The organism is Streptomyces sp. NPDC059201 (assembly GCF_042754585.1).
GTDB lineage: Bacteria > Actinomycetota > Actinomycetes > Streptomycetales > Streptomycetaceae > Streptomyces.
On sequence record NZ_JBHZBB010000002.1, the window covers coordinates 334,185 to 352,539 of the forward strand.

The 18,355-nt window shown below is 74.5% G+C and carries 11 protein-coding genes; 4 read left to right on the top strand and 7 right to left on the bottom strand.

Features of this window, described 5'->3' with window-relative positions; genetic code table 11:
• Positions 1 to 17 precede the first annotated feature (17 nt).
• The 4 genes from fxsT to ACFXMG_RS07355 all read right to left on the bottom strand — a co-directional run bounded on the left by fxsT (position 18) and on the right by ACFXMG_RS07355 (position 7,709).
• Positions 18 to 4,415, bottom strand: coding sequence for an FxSxx-COOH system tetratricopeptide repeat protein (fxsT, locus tag ACFXMG_RS07340; protein WP_383828975.1), 4,398 nt, complete (start codon positions 4,413 to 4,415; stop codon positions 18 to 20).
• Positions 4,415 to 5,617 (bottom strand): AAA family ATPase, encoded by a 1,203-nt coding sequence (locus ACFXMG_RS07345; protein ID WP_383828977.1) that lies wholly within the window; start codon positions 5,615 to 5,617, stop codon positions 4,415 to 4,417. Before ACFXMG_RS07345 ends, fxsT begins: the two co-directional genes overlap by 1 nt.
• Positions 5,614 to 7,146: a hypothetical protein gene (locus ACFXMG_RS07350; protein ID WP_383828979.1), complete on the bottom strand. Its 1,533-nt coding sequence runs from the start codon at positions 7,144 to 7,146 to the stop codon at positions 5,614 to 5,616. Before ACFXMG_RS07350 ends, ACFXMG_RS07345 begins: the two co-directional genes overlap by 4 nt.
• Positions 7,147 to 7,292: 146 nt before the next feature.
• The gene (locus ACFXMG_RS07355; RefSeq protein ID WP_383828981.1) at positions 7,293 to 7,709 is read right to left on the bottom strand and encodes an organic hydroperoxide resistance protein; all 417 of its coding nucleotides are present in this window, start codon (positions 7,707 to 7,709) and stop codon (positions 7,293 to 7,295) included.
• A gap of 167 nt (positions 7,710 to 7,876) precedes the next feature.
• Here ACFXMG_RS07355 and ACFXMG_RS07360 point away from each other — a divergent pair, with 167 nt between their 5' ends.
• The 4 genes from ACFXMG_RS07360 to ACFXMG_RS07375 all read left to right on the top strand — a co-directional run bounded on the left by ACFXMG_RS07360 (position 7,877) and on the right by ACFXMG_RS07375 (position 14,035).
• The gene (locus ACFXMG_RS07360) at positions 7,877 to 8,362 is read left to right on the top strand and encodes a MarR family winged helix-turn-helix transcriptional regulator (RefSeq protein ID WP_383828983.1); all 486 of its coding nucleotides are present in this window, start codon (positions 7,877 to 7,879) and stop codon (positions 8,360 to 8,362) included.
• A gap of 97 nt (positions 8,363 to 8,459) precedes the next feature.
• The gene (locus tag ACFXMG_RS07365; RefSeq protein ID WP_383828985.1) at positions 8,460 to 8,918 is read left to right on the top strand and encodes a GNAT family N-acetyltransferase; all 459 of its coding nucleotides are present in this window, start codon (positions 8,460 to 8,462) and stop codon (positions 8,916 to 8,918) included.
• The gene (locus ACFXMG_RS07370) at positions 8,915 to 10,171 is read left to right on the top strand and encodes an MFS transporter (protein ID WP_383828987.1); all 1,257 of its coding nucleotides are present in this window, start codon (positions 8,915 to 8,917) and stop codon (positions 10,169 to 10,171) included. The genes ACFXMG_RS07365 and ACFXMG_RS07370 overlap by 4 nt, the downstream gene beginning before the upstream one ends.
• A gap of 180 nt (positions 10,172 to 10,351) precedes the next feature.
• On the top strand, positions 10,352 to 14,035 hold the full coding sequence (locus tag ACFXMG_RS07375) for a S8 family serine peptidase (RefSeq protein WP_383828989.1): 3,684 nt from the start codon (positions 10,352 to 10,354) through the stop codon (positions 14,033 to 14,035).
• 58 nt (positions 14,036 to 14,093) lie between these two features.
• Here ACFXMG_RS07375 and ACFXMG_RS07380 read toward each other — a convergent pair whose 3' ends face one another.
• The 3 genes from ACFXMG_RS07380 to ACFXMG_RS07390 all read right to left on the bottom strand — a co-directional run.
• A complete protein-coding gene (locus ACFXMG_RS07380; RefSeq protein WP_383828991.1) occupies positions 14,094 to 15,563 on the bottom strand; it encodes an acyl-CoA synthetase in 1,470 nt (489 codons plus the stop codon).
• Between the two features lie 69 nt (positions 15,564 to 15,632).
• On the bottom strand, positions 15,633 to 16,817 hold the full coding sequence (locus ACFXMG_RS07385) for a nitrate/nitrite transporter (protein WP_383829011.1): 1,185 nt from the start codon (positions 16,815 to 16,817) through the stop codon (positions 15,633 to 15,635).
• Positions 16,818 to 17,005: 188 nt separating this feature from the next.
• A partial coding sequence (locus ACFXMG_RS07390; protein WP_384900382.1) for a GAF domain-containing protein occupies positions 17,006 to 18,355 on the bottom strand: 1,350 nt, incomplete at its 5' end.

An 18,355-nucleotide genomic window follows, 5' to 3' on the forward strand; every position in this document is an offset into this window, starting at 1 on the left:
TCCGTACCCCGGTGGGCCTAGAAGGGCACCGGGGCGATGTCGACGTCGGCGCGGCGGCCGGCGGCGGAGGCCGCGGTCGCCGGGTGGTCCTCGCCGAGCCGCCCGCGGAAGGCCGCCAGGGTCTCGGTGTGCAGGGCGGTGGCCTCGGTGGCGCGGTCCAGCGCCCGCAGGTCCAGGACCACGTTCGTCGCGCAGGCCAGCGTGGTCGGGTGGTCCTCGCCGTGGTCCCGGGCCAGCAGTTCCATGGTCCGCCGGTCCAGCTCCAGGGCCTCCGCGTGCCGCCCCTCGGCCGCGTCCTGGCTGGCCGCGCCGATGGCCGCGGTCAGAGTGAGGATGTGGTCCTCGCCCAGCGACTCGCGCAGCCCCGGCAGGGCCACGTCGAGGTGGTCCCGGGCCGCCGCCAGGTCGCCCAGGTGGCGCAGGGTGATCGCCAGGTTGACCCGCGCCGACAGGGTGTACGGGTGGGAGGCGCCGAGCTTCGCCGCGTACCGCTCCAGGGTCGCCTCGCCCAGCTCCCGCGAGCGCCGCAACTGCCCGTCCTGCCGCAGGTCCACGGTGAGGTTGGCCGCGCACGCCACGGCGTCGGGGTGATCGGGGCCGTACCGCTGCTCGAACTTCGACCAGGCCGCCTGGCTGAGCGCGAGCGCCCCGTCGTGGTCGCCCGCCCGGCGGCGGCACACCGAGAGGACGCGGGCGCAGCCGAGGGTGACGTGGTTGTCCTCGCCGAAGGTGGCGAGGTAGCGGCGGTAGACCTCCTCCAGGTGGGTGGCGGCCTCCCGGTAGTCGCCGGTCTCGCGGATGTCGATGGCCAGGCCGGTCATGGTGTTGAGGGTCTCGACGTGGTCGTCGCCGAGGGCCAGCGCGCGCAGCCGGGCCGTCTCGGTGTCGTACGCCCGCGCCTCCTGGTAGCGGCCCATCAGCCGCAGGCCGACGCCGAGGCTGTGGGCGGCGCGCAGGGCGGCCGGGTCGTCCTCGCCGAAGACCCGCAGGGAGCGCTCGTACACCTGCCGGTTGATCTCCAGGCCGCGGGCCATCTCGGCGCGCAGCCGCAGTCCGCTACAGAGCTGGATGAGGGCGTCGAGGGTGCCCTCGTCCTCCTCGCCCGCGGTCCGCAGGTACGTGTCGGCGGTGTGCTCCATCATCGCGGCGGCCTCGCGGTACTCGCCGAGCACCCGCAGGATGAAGGCCAGCCACTTCGCCATCTCCAGCGTCAGCTGGTCCTCGGCGCCGAACTTCTCGGTCCAGATGGTCAGCGCCTCGCGGGCCATCGCCGCGGAGCCCTCGTGGTCGCCCCACGCGTACAGGAACTCCGCCATCTCGCGGATGAGCCGGCGCACCCAGGGGGACTCGCACTCGACGGCCCGGGAGACCACCACGTGCGGCAGGAGCTCCTGGTACCGGGGCCAGAGCGCCCGGGTGCTGGGGCTGCCCGGGTTGGCGTCGGCGAGCAGGAGGTGCGCGCCGTGCCGCATGTCGGCCTGCTGCTGCGGGGACATGCGGTTGACCAGCACGGCCTGGACCAGGCGGTGGAGCTGGATGGTGTTGTGGCGGTGCTCGATGCGGGCCAGGGCGTAGACGTTGATCTCGCGGATGGCCCGGCCGAGCTTGATCGGGTGCCGCAGGGAGTCGTCCAGCTCGGGGGCGATGGTGGTGGTCCGCGAGTTGTTGAAGAGGGTGCGGGAGATCGGCTCGGGGGCGAAGAAGGAGCAGACCTGGAGGAGTTGGAGCGCCGCCGGGTTGCGCTGTTCGAGCTGGCGCAGCGAGACGTCCCAGGCGGCGGCCACCGACATGGGGTAGTCGGGGGAGGGGACCAGTTCGAGCATCAGCTCGGCGATCTTCTCCTTGATCAGCCGCAGGTAGTCCGGCACCGCCATGCCGGTGACCGCCTGCCAGGCCGCCGCCTGCTCGATGGCGAGCGGCAGGTCGCCCAAGGCCTCGGCCAGCTTGTCGGCGTCGTCGTCGGTGAGGTCGCGGGCGCGGCGGCGGAGCAGCGCCTTGCTCTCCTCGCGGGTGAAGATGTCCACGGACAGGGTCCGCGCGACCCGGTCCCACTCCTGGTTCCGGGAGGTGATGAGGATCTTCCCGGTGCCGCCGGTGGGGAAGTGGGGGCGGACGGCGTCCACGTTCTCCGCGTTGTCGAAGACCAGGAGCCAGCGGTCGTACGGTTCGCCGCGGCGCAGCGCCTCGCGGACGGCGGGGACGGCCCGGTTGGCCTCGTCGCCCACGTTCAGGCCCATCCGCTGGGCGAGTTCGGTGAGCGCGGTGAGGATCATCGACGGCTGCTCGGAGGGGATCCACCAGACGACGTCGTAGTCGGCGGCGTACCGGTAGACGTACTCGATGGCGATCTGCGACTTCCCGACGCCGCCCATGCCGTGCAGCGTGTGCGGGAGCACGGCCGAGGTGTCGCCGGTCAGCAGTTGTTCGCGGATCTGCGTGAGCAGGTCCTCCCGGCCCACGAAGTTGGGGTTGTTCGGGGGGACGCTGCCCCAGATGGCGGGGACGGAGGAATGGGGCGGCCTGGCCGGGACCGGGACCGAGGTGGTGCCGGAGGCCGGGATCGGGGTGCCCGAGGCCGGGGTGGGCGGCCCGGCGGGTGTGGGCACGGGAATCCGGTGCGCCGCCTCTCCGGTGTCGCGCTCATGCTGACTGGCGGTGGTGTCCGTCATGGAAGGGCCGTCCGATTCGGAATGTACGGGGGTTTCGCGGCTATCGTGGACCAGACGCGCGGTGTGGGGCATGAGCGAATCGCCCGCCAGGGCGGCGGTGATCCGGTGGGCGCGGTGCAGATAGGGCCCGGACAGGGCGCGGAGGATCGCCAGTTCGACGCGGACGAACGGCAGGCTCTCCTCCGTCAGCGGCGGGACGGGAGCCTCCTCCGGGGCGAGCAGGGCGCCGTGCAGTCCCCGGGCCGCCTCGGAGCGGTCGCCGAAGAAGTCGGAGACCGAGCGGGCGACCCGCGCGGTGTCCGCCCGCATCGCCCCGGCCAGCAGCGCCTCGCGGGCCCCGTCGACGAACTCCAGCGGGGACTTCACGGCGGTGCTCGGCGGTGTTGTGTCCGGGGGCTGTTCGACCAGTCCGCTGAGGAACAGCTCGGCCACGTGCACCGGTTGCGCCTCAGGTACGAGCCGGTGCCGCACGTCCCTGACCAGCCGGGGGTCGAGGACGGCGGCGGCCAGATGGGTCGCGAGCCGGAAGGCGGTCGGGGTGGCGTGGCTGCGGAAGCGCCGGATGCGCTCCTGCACGGTCGGCGCCGGGGGGTCGGACGGCGGTCCGGGCTCGTCCTCCGCCGCCTCCGGGGCGGGCGCGCCGAGCAGCAGGACGGAGGCGTCCGTCCAGCCACCGGTCTCCCCGGCGACGAGCGCGGCCCAGCGGCCCAGCCAGTCGGCGTCGAGTTCGAGGACGGGGACGGGCGCCGTCCAGGCGGCGGGCGGCGGGTCGAAGGGGTCGTACTCCTCCGGCGGGAAGGACACGGCGAGTTCGGTGTTGGGGGCCCCGGAGCGCGGGCTGCCCAGCCGCACCCGCCGGGGCGTCAGGGCGGTGCGGTGCCAGTCCCGCTGGGAGAGCAGGTGGATCACCGCCGTCGGTCCCGCGCCCGCCCACAGCTCCAGCGCGCCCGGTCCGGCCCCGGCCTGCCAGAGCGGACCGAGGGCGTCGGTGAGGACGAGGACGATGCGGCGGCCGGTGCGGTCGAGGAGTTCGGCGGGGGAGCCGGCGGGGCCCTGGCCCGCGACGGGTCCGCGGAGCACGGCCTCGTCGCCCGCGGGCGTCGGGCGGACCCCCAGGCGGCGGACCCGGACGTCCCGGAAGGCCCCCAACTGTTCGAGGACGGCGGTGAATTCGGCGATGGTCTGTTCCCAGATCGCCATGGTCGCGTGGTCGTCGACGACCAGCACCAGGTCGAAGCGGCGCTCGTCCGCCGCGCGGGTGTAGGGCAGCCAGAGGCCGTCCTCGACGGCGTGTTCGGCGGTGGCCTCCTCGTCCAGCTCGACCTCGAACGGCGAGGGGACGACCTGCTTGAGCGGCCGCAGCCGGCGGGCGATGCCGGGCGCGTCCCGCAGGTCGGGCAGCGGCTCGGCCCGGACGGGTCCCCCGTCCTGGAACTCCCGGACCAGCGCGAACTCCCGCGCGAGGCCGCCCGCCGTCACGGCCCCGGACGGGGCGCGCCCCTCGCCTCCGGCGTACGGCCGGGGCGCGACGCGGGACGGACCGGCCGGCTCCGCGCGGGTGGGCGGCGCGCCGGAGTCCCGGCCGGTGACGCCGAAGGGCTCGGCGAGCCCGGTCGGGATCACGGGCCGGGGCGACAGGGGCGCGGTGGACGGGGGCAGCCGGGCGGCGAGCGTCTGGTAGGCGTGGAGCCACAGCGCCTCCGCGACCTCGAAGGGCTCCGGGAGCGTGCTGTCGTCGTCGTCCATCAGGTCGCTCCCGAGAGCCGCCGCCAGAGCGCGTCGAGCAGTTCGCCCCAGGTCTCGTCGTCGTCCCTGACCCCGGCCGACCGCAGGTAGACCGCGTTCAGGAGCTGGTCGGCGGCGAGTCCGCCGTGCTCCCGGCTGCGCTCCATGAAGGCCCGGATCATGGCGTCGTGGCGGCCGCCCTGGTCCCGGAAGTGCGCGGCGATCATGGCGGCGAGCTGGTCCTCGCGCGGCGGGGAGACGTCCAGCCGGACGCAGCGGCGGAGGAAGGCGGCGGGGAACTGCCGCTCGCCGTTGCTGGTGATCACGACGAACGGGAAGGCGCGGCAGCGCACGAGCCCGTCGGTCACGGGCGCCGTGCCGTCCGGGTCGTCGGTGAAGACCCTGGCCCTGCCCTCCTGGTGGCGGGCGCGGACCAGCTCGGGGATGTCGTAGGAGCCGTTCTCCAGGACGTGCAGGAGGTCGTTGGGCAGGTCGATGTCGCTCTTGTCGAGCTCGTCGATGAGCAGGGCGCGGGGCAGGTCGTACGGCAGCAGGGCGGTGCCGAGCGGGCCGAGGCGTACGAAGTCCCCGATGCGGGGCGCGGCGGTGGGGTCGGCCTGCTCCGGGCCTTCCTGCGCGGGCGCCGTGCCCGGGGCGGGTGCCGTGTCCGGGGAGCCGGCCGGCTGGGCGGGGACGGCGGCGGTGGCGGGTGCGGGGGTGGTGGGCACGGTGGCGGTGGCGGACGTGGCGGTGCGGGCGCGGGCGCCGAGCGATGCCTGGGCGCGGCCGATGGCGTCGTACTCGTACAGGCCGGAGCGCAGGGTGCTGCGCGAGGTGATGCCCCAGTGCAGCACGCGGCCCAGGCCCAGCTCGCGGGCGACGAGGTAGGCGAGGGTGGACTTGCCGATGCCGGGCCGGCCGGTGACGAGCAGGGGCCGGCGCAGCAGCAGGGCGGTGTTGATGAGGTCGATGTCGTACGGGTCCTGCCGGGGGGTGGCGCGGCCGATGGCGCCGAGCCGGCGGTCGGTCTCGGCGCTCTCGGCGGGCACGGGGGGCAGGGCGGGGCCGCCGTCGAAGTTCCGCCAGCCGGGTGGTGGCGGCAGGATGTCGCCGAGGCGGATGTCGGCCAGTGGCTGGCCGGTCCCCCGGTAGATCCACCAGCTGCGGCTGCTGACGTGCCCTCCGTTCCGGCTGCTGTCGACCGGATGATGGACACCGCTCATGTTTCCCCCTCGTCGTCGTGTCCGCCGCGCGCGTTCCCGGCGGCCGTCGCCGGGACTCCGGACCAGTCGACGAGGCGATGGGGGTCGTCGAAGAGGACGGCCAGGTGCCGCCCCACGTGGACGTCCCGCTGCCCCGCGGCGGCGGTGGCGGCCTCGCTCCGCAACTTCTTGACACGCTGCGGGAGTTCGATCGCCTTTCCCTTCAGGAGCTTCTTGGCCCGGCGGCGGAACTCGGCAGGCGGTTCCCGCCTCCGGTCCCAGACCGCCAGGGGTACGCCGGCGCGCAGCGCGGTCTCCAGGGAGGAGGGTCCGCCGCCGGGCGTCCGGAGCGGGGGCGCGCCGAGGGCGACGGAGACGAGCCGCTCGTCGGCGATGAGGGCGCTGCTCCACCGGACGGCGTCGTGGCCCCGGCGGCCCGCCGTGTCCCAGTGGCAGGCGGTGTCGGGGGTGTCGAGCATCTGCTGCCAGCGGTTGTGCCACTTGCGGTGGTGTTCCTTGGCCCGCATCCGCTCCAGGCTGCGCAGGACCACCGGGTAGGTGAGGCAGAGGGCGGTGGTGAGGTCCGATCCGGGCGCCGGCCACTCCATCGGATGGTTGAGCAGGTGGAAGGGGAGGACGAATTCCAGGACGGGCCGGCCGGGCCGCCCGGCCCATTCCTTCTCCGCCCGCTCGACGAGTTCTCCCACGGCCGCGGGGACCTCGGCCAGGGTGACGAGCCGGTCCTCGCCGCGCTCGGGCCGCCAGGGGCCCGGCCGGATCTGGCGCCAGTGGGAGAGCAGGTACTCCTCCGGGTGGCTTCCGCTCTTGCACAACTGCACAACGAGGCAGGCGGGCGCGGGTTGTGCGGTGGCCTCGCGGGCGATCTCGGCGCGGACGGCGGCCAGTTGCGGGGTGAGGCGGAGCTCGGCGGCCCGCGCCTCGTTCCACTCGCGCAGGGCGGTGGCGGTGGTGCGGTGGGTGTCGGAGTCGTCGAGCGCGGTGATGACGTGCTCGATCAGCACCGCCACCGGGAGGAGTCCGTCGGGGCGGGCGTTGACCCGGGCGAGGAGGTCGAACGCCTCGCCGAGGCCGGTCACGGGGTGCCGGGGGAGGGTGAGTTCGCCCGCGGCCGCGTACAGCAGGCCGTGGGCGTCGAGGTGCCGGACGCCGGCCAGCAGGGCGCGGGCCTCCCGTAACTCGGCCTCGGGCAGGACCGGGAGGAGGTCCGGGACGGGGGAGGGGGCGGGAGTGGTGGCGGCCAGCTCCCGGATCCTCTGGACGGGGGTGGTGCCGGGGGCGTAGAGGCTGAGGGTGTCGGCCAGTTCGCGCAGGCCGTGCGGCTCGCGCAGACAGCTCCGGACGATCTCCAGGATGTCCAGGCGGGTGCGGCCGTGCCGCGGGACGTCGCCCACCTCGGGCAGCCGTTCCGCGAGCATGCTGATCAGGAGGTCGCGGCTGCCCGGGGCTTCGAGCCCGGGTACCGCGCACAACTGGTCGACCAGCTCACGCTTGAGCTCCGGTGCGTGAGCGCCGTGGCCCTCGTCGAACAAAAGCCCCCCCCGTCACGGCTCCGGTGTTCCCAACTCCGGGTCGGAGCCGGGCAGTACGGGCGCCGCCGCCCTGTCGTCCAGGGTAGGACGCGGGCCGGAGGCGTCGCCACCCTGTACGAAGGGTTCCTCCCCCGGATTCGGGCGGACTACTCGACGACGAGCTCCACGGCGATGTTGCCGCGGGTGGCCTTGGAGTAGGGGCAGTAGGCGTGGGTCTTCTCCAGCAGGGCGCGGCCGGCCTCGCCCTGGAGGTGGTCGGGGAACTCGGCGCGCATCACGACGGCGAGGCCGAAGCCGCCGTCGGCGGGGTCCTTGCCGATCGAGACCTCGGCGGTGACGGACGCCTCGGAGATGTCGATCCGCTCCTGGCGGGCGACGACGCCCATGGCGCTGGCGAAGCAGGCGGCGTAACCGGCGGCGAAGAGCTGCTCGGGGTTGGTGCCCTGGCCGTTGCCGCCGAGGGCCTGCGGGTGGGCGAGGGGGAGGTCGATCCGGCCGTCGGAGCTGACGGCGCGGCCCTCGCGGCCGTGGGCGGTGGCGACGGCGGTGTAGATGGCGTCCATGGGGGGGGCTCCGGCTTCTCGGGAGGTCTCCCGGGGGGTCCGGGAGGGGCGTGAAGGGGTGAAGGGGTGAAGGGGCGGTGCGTGCTGCCGCCCCTCATCATTGATAGCGCACGATTGAGTTGTGCACAACTTAATCGCGTGTGAGGGGTCTCGCGTATCCTGGTCGCATGGAGACGCCCGACACCCTCCCCGACGAGGAGTTCCTCCGGCTCGACCGGCAGATCTGCTTCTCGCTCCACGCCGCCGCCCGCGCCTTCAACGGCGTCTACCGGGAGGCGCTCAAGGAGCTCGGGCTCACCTACCCCCAGTACCTCGTCATGCTCGTCCTCTGGGAGCACGGCGAGCTGCCCGTGAAGGGGATCGGGGAGCGGCTGCGGCTCGACTCCGGCACCCTGTCGCCGCTGCTCAAGCGGCTGGAGGCGGCCGGATACGTCGAGCGGCGGCGCAGTGCCGAGGATGAGCGGTCCGTCACCGCCCGCGTCACCGAGGCGGGCGCCGGCCTGCGCGAGCGCGCCCTCGGTGTGCCCCGCCGGATCGCCGCCGCCACCGGACTCGACCTCGGCGAGATCGCGGGCCTGCGCGAACAGCTCGGCACCCTCGCGGCCCGCCTCGACGGCATCGACCCCGCCGAGCTGCGCCCCGCCTGCGGCTGACCGCCCCTCCGCCTCCGCCGCCGCCTCGCCCTCCCCGCTCCTCCCTCGTCACCAAAATGTAAGGGCCGAATCCGGAATGCGGTCCTATACTCGCCCCATGTCCGAGTTCACCATCCGCCGCGCCACCGCGGCCGACTCCAAGCGGCTGACCAGGCTCGTCCGCGGCTCCGCCGCCTACCGGGGGCCGTACGCCGTCATGGTCGATGGCTACCAGGTCGGCGGCGCCTACATCGAGCACCACCCGGTCTTCGCGGCCGTCGACGCGGACGACCGCGTCCTCGGTTTTTACGCGCTCCTCCTCGACGAGGCCGAGCTCGACCTCGCCTTCGTTGCCGACGGCGCCCAGGGGCTCGGCATCGGACGCCGGCTGATGGACCACATGACCGGCGAGGCCCGCGCCGCCGGGCTCGACGCCGTCCGCGTCGTCGCCCACCCGCCCGCCGAGGAGTTCTACCTGCGCACCGGAGCCCGCCGCACCGGCACTGTCGCCGCCTCCGGACGCATCCACTGGGACCGCCCCGAGCTGACCTACGACCTCGCCGCGGCCGTCGCGTGACCGCCGTAGAGTCGCCGCGGGACGAGAAGCGGCGGATCTTCGCCGACCTGACCCCGCTGCGTACCTCCGCCGACTACCGCCGCCTCTGGTTCGGCAACACCGTCTCCTGGGTCGGCCAGGGCATGACCGCCCTCGCCATCTCCCTCCAGGTGTACGACATCACCGGCTCGGCCTTCTCGGTCGGACTCGTCGGCCTCTTCTCCCTCGTCCCGCTCGTCGTCTTCGGCCTGTACGGCGGGGCGATCGCCGACACCGTCGACCGGCGCACCCTCGGACTCGTCGGCGCCACCGGCGCCGCCGCCCTCTCGGCCGCGCTCGCCACCGCCGCCTTCGCCGGCTACCACCGCGTCTGGTTCCTCTACACGATCGTCGCCCTCCAGGCGGTCTGCGCCGCCCTCAACTCGCCCGCCCGCAGCGCGATGATCCCCCGCCTGATCCCGCCCGAGCAGCTGCGCGCCGCCAACGCGCTGAACTCCATGGTCATGACCTTCGGCACGCTCGTCGGCCCCAGCCTCGGCGGCGTGATCGTGGGCTTCGCCGGGTACCAGACCGCCTATCTCGTCGACGCCCTCGCCTTCTTCGCGAGCCTGTACGCGATGTGGCGGCTGCCCTCCATGCCGCCCGAGCGCGCCGGGGCGAAGCGAGCGTCCGTCCTCGACGGGCTGCGGTTCCTCGGGACCCGTCCCAACCTGCGCGCGACCTTCGTGTCCGACCTCTTCGCGATGATCCTCGCCCAGCCGAAGGCGCTCTTCCCGGCCGTCGCCGTCCTCTGGTTCGGCGGCGACGCGAAGACCACCGGACTCCTCGTCGCCGCGCCCGCGTTCGGCGCGCTGCTCGGCGGGGTGGTCTCCGGCTGGCAGAGCCGGATCCGGCACCACGGGCAGGCCATCCTCATCGCCGTCGCCGCCTGGGGCCTCGCCATCGCCGCCTTCGGGCTCAGCCGGAACCTGTGGGTCGGGCTGCTCTGCCTCGCCGCCGCCGGGTACGCCGACACCTCGTCGATGATCTTCCGGAACACGATGATGCAGGTCGCCGCGCCGGACGAGATGCGCGGCCGGCTCCAGGGCGTCTTCATCGTGGTCGTCGCGGGCGGGCCCCGGCTCGGCGACTTCGTGGCCGGCTCCGTCGCCGACCTCACCTCGCCGGTGGTCGCCATCACCGGCGGCGGCCTCGCGTGCGTCCTCGGCATCGGCCTGTTCGCGCTGTACGCAGGCGGTTTCCGGCGGTACGACGCCGACGACCCCAAGCCCTGAGGCGGCCTCCCGGAGCGTCCCGGACTCTCCCGTCCTGAACCGTTGTCGCCCTCCTGGCGGTTGGCCGCCACGGCACATAGCCGCCAGCCGCGACGGGAGTCAACGCCCGCCGCAGCGACCAGACTCCTCGCGGATCCGGAATCCCACCCCCCGAACCCCGGGTCCGCGAGGAGTCGTTCGATGACCGCACCGCTGACCAGAGGAAGGGCCGGGCTGATCGCCGCCGGCGTCTCCCTCGTGATGCTCTCGGCCGGGCAGACCGCCGCCGCGCCGGGCGCCACGGCCGCCGCCGTGCCCGACACCTTCAAGGGCCCGGCCGCCTCCGCCACCGTCACCCTCGTCACCGGCGACCGGGTCACCCTCACCGGGCTCGACGGCGGCAAGCAGACCGTCACCGTCGACCGGGCGAAGGGCGCCACCGGCGCCGTCCGCACCCAGGTCACGGACGGCCGGATCAGCGTCGTCCCCGACGAGGCCCGCCGCTACCTCGACTCCGGCGTCCTCGACCCGCGCCTCTTCGACGTCACCGGCCTCGTCGAGCAGGGCGTCACCGGCGAACTCCCGCTGATCGTCACGTACGGCGCGAAGAACGCCCGCGCCGGGCTCGGCGCCCCGCGCGGCACCGAGACCGTCCGCGCCCTGCCCAGCGTCGGCGGCGCCGCCGTCACCGCCACCGACCCGGCCGCCTTCTGGAAGGGCTTCACCGGACAGTCCGGCGCCGCCCGCGCCGCCGCGCCCGCCAAGGTCTGGCTCGACGGCCGGGTGAAGGCCGCCATGGCCGACTCCAACGCCCAGATCGGCACCCCGAAGGCGTGGGAGGCCGGGCTCACCGGCAAGGGCGTCAAGGTCGCCGTCCTCGACACCGGCGTCGACGCGGGCCACCCCGACCTCGCCGGCCGGATCACCGAGTCGAAGTCCTTCATCGCGGGCGAGGAGGTCGCCGACCGCAACGGGCACGGCACCCACGTCGCCTCCACCGTCGGCGGCAGCGGCGCCGGCTCCGACGGCCTGGAGAAGGGCGTCGCCCCCGGCGCCACCCTCGCCGTCGGCAAGGTCCTCAGCGACGAGGGCTACGGCTCCGAGTCGGAGATCATCGCCGGCATGGAGTGGGCCGCCAAGGACATCGACGCGAAGATCGTCTCGATGAGCCTCGGCTCCCAGGAGGGCAGCGACGGCACCGACCCGATGGCCCAGGCCGTCAACACCCTCTCCGCCGAGACCGGCGCCCTCTTCGTCATCGCCGCGGGCAACGCCGGCGCCCCCGGCTCCATCGGCTCGCCCGGCGCCGCCGACTCCGCGCTCACCGTCGGCGCCGTCGACTCCGAGGACCGGGCCGCCTACTTCACCAGCAAGGGCCCCCGCTACCGCGACCAGGGCCTCAAGCCGGACCTCTCCGCGCCCGGCGTCGGCATCCTCGCCGCCCGCTCCCAGCTCACCGAGGGCACCGGCCTCTACACGTCGATGAACGGCACCTCCATGGCGACCCCGCACGTCGCCGGAGTCGCCGCCCTCCTCGCCGAGCGGCACCCCGACTGGACCGGCGCCCGTCTCAAGGACGCCCTCATGTCGAGTACGAAGACGCTCGACGCCTCCGCGTACGCCCTCGGCTCGGGCCGCGTCGACGTCGCCGCCGCCATCACCGCGGACGTCACCGCCACCGGCTCCGCCGACCTCGGCTTCTACTCCTGGCCCTACGAGGCGAACCGGCCGGTTACGAAGACCGTCACCTACACCAACGCCTCCGCCGCGCCGGTCGAGCTGACCCTCGCCGTCGAGGGCATGCCGGCCGGCACCGCGACCCTCGCCGACACCGTCCTCACCGTCCCGGCCCACGGCTCCGCGTCCACCACCGTCACCGGAGACGGCGCCGCCGCCCCGGTCGGCACCAGCTCCGGCCGCGTCACCGCCACCGCCGGCGGCGCCCCGGTCGCCCACACCGCCCTCGGCATGGTCAAGGAGGAGGAGCGCTACACCCTCACCGTCCACGTCAAGGACCGCGACGGCGCCCCCACCGCGGCGGGCCTCGGCATCCGGGAGCTCACCCCCGGCGAGGACCCCTTCCCGGCCGCCGTCGGCGACTCCGGCACCCTCGAACTGCGCCTCAAGCCCGGCACGTACACCGTCGACACCTTCCTCGACGTGCGCGGCTCCCAGGGCGCCGACTCCCTCGGCCTCGGCTTCATGGCCGCCCCCGAGGTCGTCCTCGACCGCGACCGCGAGATCACCCTCGACGGCCGGCAACTGCGCGAGATACGCGCCGAGGTCGACAAGCGCACCGAGAGCCGCCAGCTCCTCATGGAGTACGACCGCAAGGCGAACGGCGCCACCTACACCGACATCGTGCAGGTGCCGCCGACCTACGACTCGCTCTTCGCCGCGCCCACCGCGCCCGTCGCGAACGGCACCTTCGAGTACCGCACGGTCTGGCGGCTCGGCAAGCCCGTCCTGGACGCGAGCGTCGGCGGCCACCGCCTCTCCGACCTGCGCCCGCAGGCCGGCGGCACGCTCCCCGAGGGCCGCCACCGCCTCCGCCTCGCCGACGCGGGCACCGGCACCCCCGCCGAGTACGCCGGCAAGGACGTCACCGGCAAGGCCGTCCTCGTCCGCCTCGCCGACGGCGCCGACCCCGTCCAGGTCGCCCAGACCGCGCAGGACGCGGGGGCCGAGGCGCTGATCGTCACCGACGACACCGCCGGCCGGCTGCTGGAGTGGTTCGGCACCGCCGACTACCAGGACCGCCCGCTCGCCGTCGCCACCGTGAACCGCGCCGACGCCGCCCGCCTCGCCGCGGGCGCCGCGCGCGGCCAGCGCCTCGACCTCACCGGCACCCGCTTCACCCCGTACGTCTACGACCTCTCCGAGGGCCACCCCGGCCGCATCGGCACCGACCTCGTCCACCGCCCCCGCGGCCGGGACCTGGCCACCGTCCGCTCCAGCTTCAGCGCCCCCACCAAGCGGAAGGAACTGGGCGGCGAGTTCCGCTACTCGATCACCGACACCTTCCCGGTCGGCGTCGGCTTCAAGGAGTGGATCGGCTTCCCGACCGAGCGCACCGAGTACGTCTCCACCGGCACCGGCCAGCAGTGGCACGAGTCCGTCGACCTCGGCGAGTCCCTGGAGCAGCGCGGCGGCCTCTCGGTCTACCGCGGCGGCACCACCACCCGCCTCGACTGGTTCGGCCCCGTCTGGCACCCCTGGCTCGGCACCGGCCTCGGCTGGGGCCAGGAGCGGCGCGGCAACGACCTCAGCTTCAACACCCCCGGCTGGGGCGACTCGGGCACCGACCACACCGGCTTCGGCAACGTGTGGAGCGACCCGACGATGGAGCAGTACACCGAGGTGTACGTGAACGGGGTCCGCGTCGACCGCAAGAAGAGCTCCGGCGCCTACGCCTGGGACGCGCCGGCGGAGGAGGCCACGTACAAGGTGGTCACCGACACCACGCTCGACCCGGCCCGCTGGCGGCTCGGCACCAAGGGGCACAGCGAGTGGACCTTCCGCTCCGCCGAGACCCCGCACGACCGGATCACCCGCCTGCCGATGCTCAACCTCGGCTTCGACCTCGACACCGACCTGTACGGCGACGTCCGGGGAGGCTCCCGGATCCCGGTCGGCATCTCCGCCGAGTACGTCGCCGAGGCCGCCGGCACCGGCACCATCACCACCGGCAGCCTGGAGGTCTCCTACGACGACGGCGCCACCTGGCGCACGGTCGGCCTGGAGAAGTCCCGCCGGGGCGCCGCCTGGACCGGCGAGCTGCGGATCCCGTCCGGCGCGGCGACCGTCTCGCTGCGCGCAGGAGCCGCCGACGACCAGGGCGGCACGGTCACCCAGGAGCTGATCCGCGCGGTCGGCGTGAAGTGACGCCCACCCGCTGACGGAAGGGCCGGACCCCTCCACCGGGGTCCGGCCCTTCCCGGTGTCAGGAGGCCGCGGGCAGCCGCTTCTTGAGGACCTTCCCCAGGTCGTTGCGGGGGAGCGCGTCCAGCAGCCGGACCGTGCGGGGCCGCTTGTGCGGGGCGAGCAGCCGGGCCACGTGGTCGGCCAGCTCCGCCGCCGCGGGCGGGCTCGCCGGGTCGGCCGGCACCACCCAGGCCACGATCCGCTCGCCGAGATCCGGGTCGGGCTCGCCGGTGACGGCGGCCTCCCGCACGCCCGGGTGGTCGAGCAGCGCGTTCTCTATCTCGCCCGCGCCGATCTTGTAGCCGCCGCTCTTGATCAGGTCGGTGGCCTTGCGGCCCACCAGGCGGATCGTTCCGTCGGCCTCGCGGACGGCCATGTCGCCGGTACGGAACCAGCCGCGCGCCACGCCCCCGTCGAAGGCCGCCTCGGTCGCCTCCGGCCGGTTCAGATAGCCGGAGAAGAGGTTCGGGCCGCGCACCTGCACCTCGCCGACGGTCTCCCCGTCGGACCCGGCGAGCTCGGAGCCGTCCTCCTCCACCAGCCGCACCTCCACGCCCGGCAGCGGCGTCCCCACCGTGCCGGGGCGCGGCGGGCCGCCGGGCCGGACGCTGGTGTTCATCAGCGTCTCGCTCATCCCGTACCGCTCCACCACCGGCCGCCCCGTCGCCGCCGCGATCCGCTCGTGGTCGCGCACCGGCAGCGCCGCCGACCCCGACACCAGCAGCCGCGCCCCCGACAGCGCCCTCGCGAGGGCGGGGTCGTGGGGGAGGGCGTCGGCGAGCCGGTGGTACATGGTCGGGACGCCGAACAGCATCGTGCCGCCGGCCCCCAGCTCGCGGGCGACCCCCTCGGCCGAGAAGGCCCCCAGGTGCCGGACCTCGCCACCGCGCCGCAGCGGCCCGAGGACCCCCAGGACCAGCCCGTGCACGTGGAACAGCGGCAGCCCGTGCACGAGCACGTCGTCCGCCGTCCAGGACCAGACCTCGGCCAGCGCGTCGAGGGAGGCGGCGAGGGCGCGGCGCGAGAGCAGCACGCCCTTCGGGGGGCCGGTGGTGCCGGAGGTGTAGACGATCAGACCGGTGGACTCGGGGTCGATGTCCACGGGCGGAGGGTTGCTGCCCGCTCCGTCGAGCTCCACGTCGATCCGGGGGAGCTCGTCGAACGCGGGAGGAAGCTCGTCCGACGGCCCCGCGAGCACCACGTCCGGCGCGCTGTCCCCGAGGATGTGCGCCAGCTCCCGCTCCCCACTGCGCGGATTGAGCGGTACGACGGGAACCCCGGCCAGCAGCCCCGCCACGGCACCGACCATGGTCCGGGCGCTGGGCACCGCCCACAGGGCCGCCCGCCGCACCCCACCGAGTCGCCCGGCCGACGCCCCGGCAGCCCCCGCCAGCTCCTCGTACGTCAGCGCGTCCGCCCCGCAACGCAACGCGGGGCGGCCGGTAGGGGCCACGAGGCCCGGAAACAGGGGAGGGAAGAGCGCACTCACCGGTCGTACTCCTCGGGTCAGGGGGGAGAGGGGTGCTGCCGGGAGTCGATTCTGCCGGGGAGACGGGCCTCAGGGGGTTCCGGCCGGGAGCTTCTTGGGGTCGGGGGTGGGGGTCTCGCCGCCGGGGCGGATGCTCCGCATGCGCCCGTAGGCGTAGACGCAGCCCGCCAGGGCCAGGTCGGAGAGGAGCATGAAGCCGATCGAGTACGAGTCCTTGGCGCTGTAGATGGCGCCCATGACCAGGGGCGGGACGAAGCCGCCGAGGCCGCCCATCGCGCCGACGATGCCGGTGACGGAGCCCACCTTGGCCTGCGGGGTGACCTGCGAGACGAGCGCGAAGACCGAGCCGCTCGCGGTGCCGAGCCCCGCCGCCATGATCAGCAGGGCGATCGTGCCGCCCGGGTTCAGCTTCGGATCGAACGCCTGGACGATGGCGAGGAGGGCGACGACGCCGAGCGCCCATGAGGTGACGATCGCCGGGTGGACCCGGTCCGAGAGCCAGCCGCCGATCGGCCGGAAGATGACCGTGACCAGCGCGAATCCGGCCGCCTTCGTGCCCGCGTCGGTCGGGTCGAGGTCGTACCAGGTCTTCAGGTACGTCGGCAGGTAGACGCCGAAGGCCACGATGCCGCCGAAGCCGATCGCGTACAGCGCCGACAGCTCCCACGTCACCCGCAGCCGCCCCGCCGAGCCCAGCCGGGTCGCCAGCGAGGCGGCCGGCACCGGGCGGTCGGGGCGGTCCGTGATGAGGAACGCGGCCAGGACGGCGTACGCGGCGAGCGCGACGGCCACGACGATGAAGGGCAGGTTCTCGCCGTGCTTGGCGATCCGTGGCGTGAAGTAGCCGGAGAGCGCCACACCGCCCATGCCCATGCCGAAGACGCCGAGCGCCAGGCCCCGCTTCTCCGGCGGGAACCACGAGTTGACCAGCGGGATGCCGATCGCGAAGGTCGTGCCGCCGAGGCCCAGGAGGAAGCCGACCACCAGCATCAGACCGTAGGAGTCCTTCACCACGGTCAGCAGCAGCACGGGGATGATCGTCAGCGCGGAGACGAGCGGGAACATCAGCTTCGCGCCGTACTTGTCGGTCAGCGCGCCGGCCGGGATGCGGCCCACCGAGCCGACCAGCACCGGCACGGCGACGAGGAAGGACTGCTGGAACGAGCTGAGGTCCAGGCGCTCGCCGTACCAGCTGCCGAGGGGGGCGATCAGGTCCCACGCCCAGAAGGTGAGCGTGAAGCCGATGGTGGCCATCGCCAGGTTGCGGTAGGCCGCCGCGGTCGGGGGCTTGGCGTCGGAGTTCACCCCTCCAGTCAAGATCCGGCGGAGGACCCCGGCGCGCGGGACTGCTCCGTACGGGGGAGGGAACCGTACGCGTGCGGGGGAGGGGCGGGGACAAGTGCGGGTGTGCGTACGGGCCTACGGGCCTCCGGCCTACGAGGCTACGGCCACGTCACCGTCGTCGGCGGGGTGCCGTCGTCCTCGACGCGTAGCCAGGCGCCCTCCTCGCCGACGCCGACGTCCACCGCGATCCGCGCGATCCCGGACCGCCGGTGGGCCGCCGCGAGCGCCCCGCGCAGCGCGGCGAGCAGCTTGCGGGCCTCCGGCTCCTCCACGAGCGTGTCCACCGCGCCGGCGAACCGCACCGACGGCTGGAAGCCGAGCAGTACCCCCGCCCCGCCGGTCTCGCGCAGCACCCGTCCCCGGAAGGTCGCGGGGGCCTCAGCCGGCGGCTGCTGGAGGGCGAAGATCGTGGTCCGCACCTCCTGGATCGTGGAGTCCAGCTCGTCCACCGCCCTCCCCAGCAGCTCGTCCTCCGCCGAGGAGCCCCCGGCCCGCCGGCGGGTCGACTCCAGCATCATCTCGGTCGCGAACAGCCGCTGGACGACGAGGTCGTGCAGGTCACGGGCGATCCGGTCGCGGTCCTCGAAGACCGCGAGCCGCTCCCGGTCGTGCCGGGCGTCCGCCATGACCAGCGCGAGCGCCGCCTGCGAGGCGAACTGCGAGGCGAGCAGCCGGTCCACCGCCGAGTACGGGTCGTCGCCCCGGTGGCGGGGGAGGGCGAGGGTGCCGATCAGCCTCCCGCCGCTGCGCAGCGGCAGCATCATCGACGGCCCGAAACGGGAGCGGACGGGCGTGGTCATCCGCGGGTCGGCGGACGAGTCCTCGATGAACACCGGCTCCCCGCCGAGGAGCTGGACGAGGACGGCGGAGCCGGGCCGGATGGTGGTGCCGACCAGCTCGCCGGGGTCCTCGGTCGTGGAGGCCGTGACGATCTCCATCCCGCCCTCGGGGGTGGGCTGGAGGATCACCCCGGCGGCCGCCCCGGCGAGGATCCGCGCCTGCTCGGCGACGGTCATCAGGGCGTCCTCGGCGGACTCGCCGGTGAGCAGGGCGGTGGTGACGGCCGCCGCGCCCTCGATCCACCGCTCGCGCTGCCGGGCGGTCTCGTAGAGCCGGGCGTTGCCGATGGCGATGCCCGCCTGGGCGGCGAGGACCCGCAGCAGGGCCACGTCCTCCTCGGTGAAGCCGCCCGGCTTCTCGGTGAGGTAGAGGTTGCCGAAGACCTGGGTGTGGACGCGGATCGGGACGCCGAGCTCCCCGTAGGGGCCGTCGGGGAGCCGGCCGATACGGGCCCGCTCCTCGTCGCTCATCCCGGTGGTGAAGAGCCCGGTGAGCCGGGGGGGGGGGGGGGGGGGGCGCCCCGCCCCCCCCCGGGGGGGGCGCCGGGGGGGGGGGGGGGGGGGGGCGGGGGGGGGGGGGGGTGGGGGGCGGTGGTGGGGCCGGGGGGC

Coding starts and splice junctions, on each gene's coding strand:
- ACFXMG_RS07360 (WP_383828983.1), top strand. CDS start 7,877: ATGGAGACGCCCGACACCCTCCCCGACGAGGAGTTCCTCCGGCTCGAC.
- ACFXMG_RS07355 (WP_383828981.1), bottom strand. CDS start 7,709: ATGGACGCCATCTACACCGCCGTCGCCACCGCCCACGGCCGCGAGGGC.
- fxsT (WP_383828975.1), bottom strand. CDS start 4,415: ATGGACGACGACGACAGCACGCTCCCGGAGCCCTTCGAGGTCGCGGAG.
- ACFXMG_RS07385 (WP_383829011.1), bottom strand. CDS start 16,817: ATGGCCACCATCGGCTTCACGCTCACCTTCTGGGCGTGGGACCTGATC.
- ACFXMG_RS07345 (WP_383828977.1), bottom strand. CDS start 5,617: ATGAGCGGTGTCCATCATCCGGTCGACAGCAGCCGGAACGGAGGGCAC.
- ACFXMG_RS07375 (WP_383828989.1), top strand. CDS start 10,352: ATGACCGCACCGCTGACCAGAGGAAGGGCCGGGCTGATCGCCGCCGGC.
- ACFXMG_RS07365 (WP_383828985.1), top strand. CDS start 8,460: ATGTCCGAGTTCACCATCCGCCGCGCCACCGCGGCCGACTCCAAGCGG.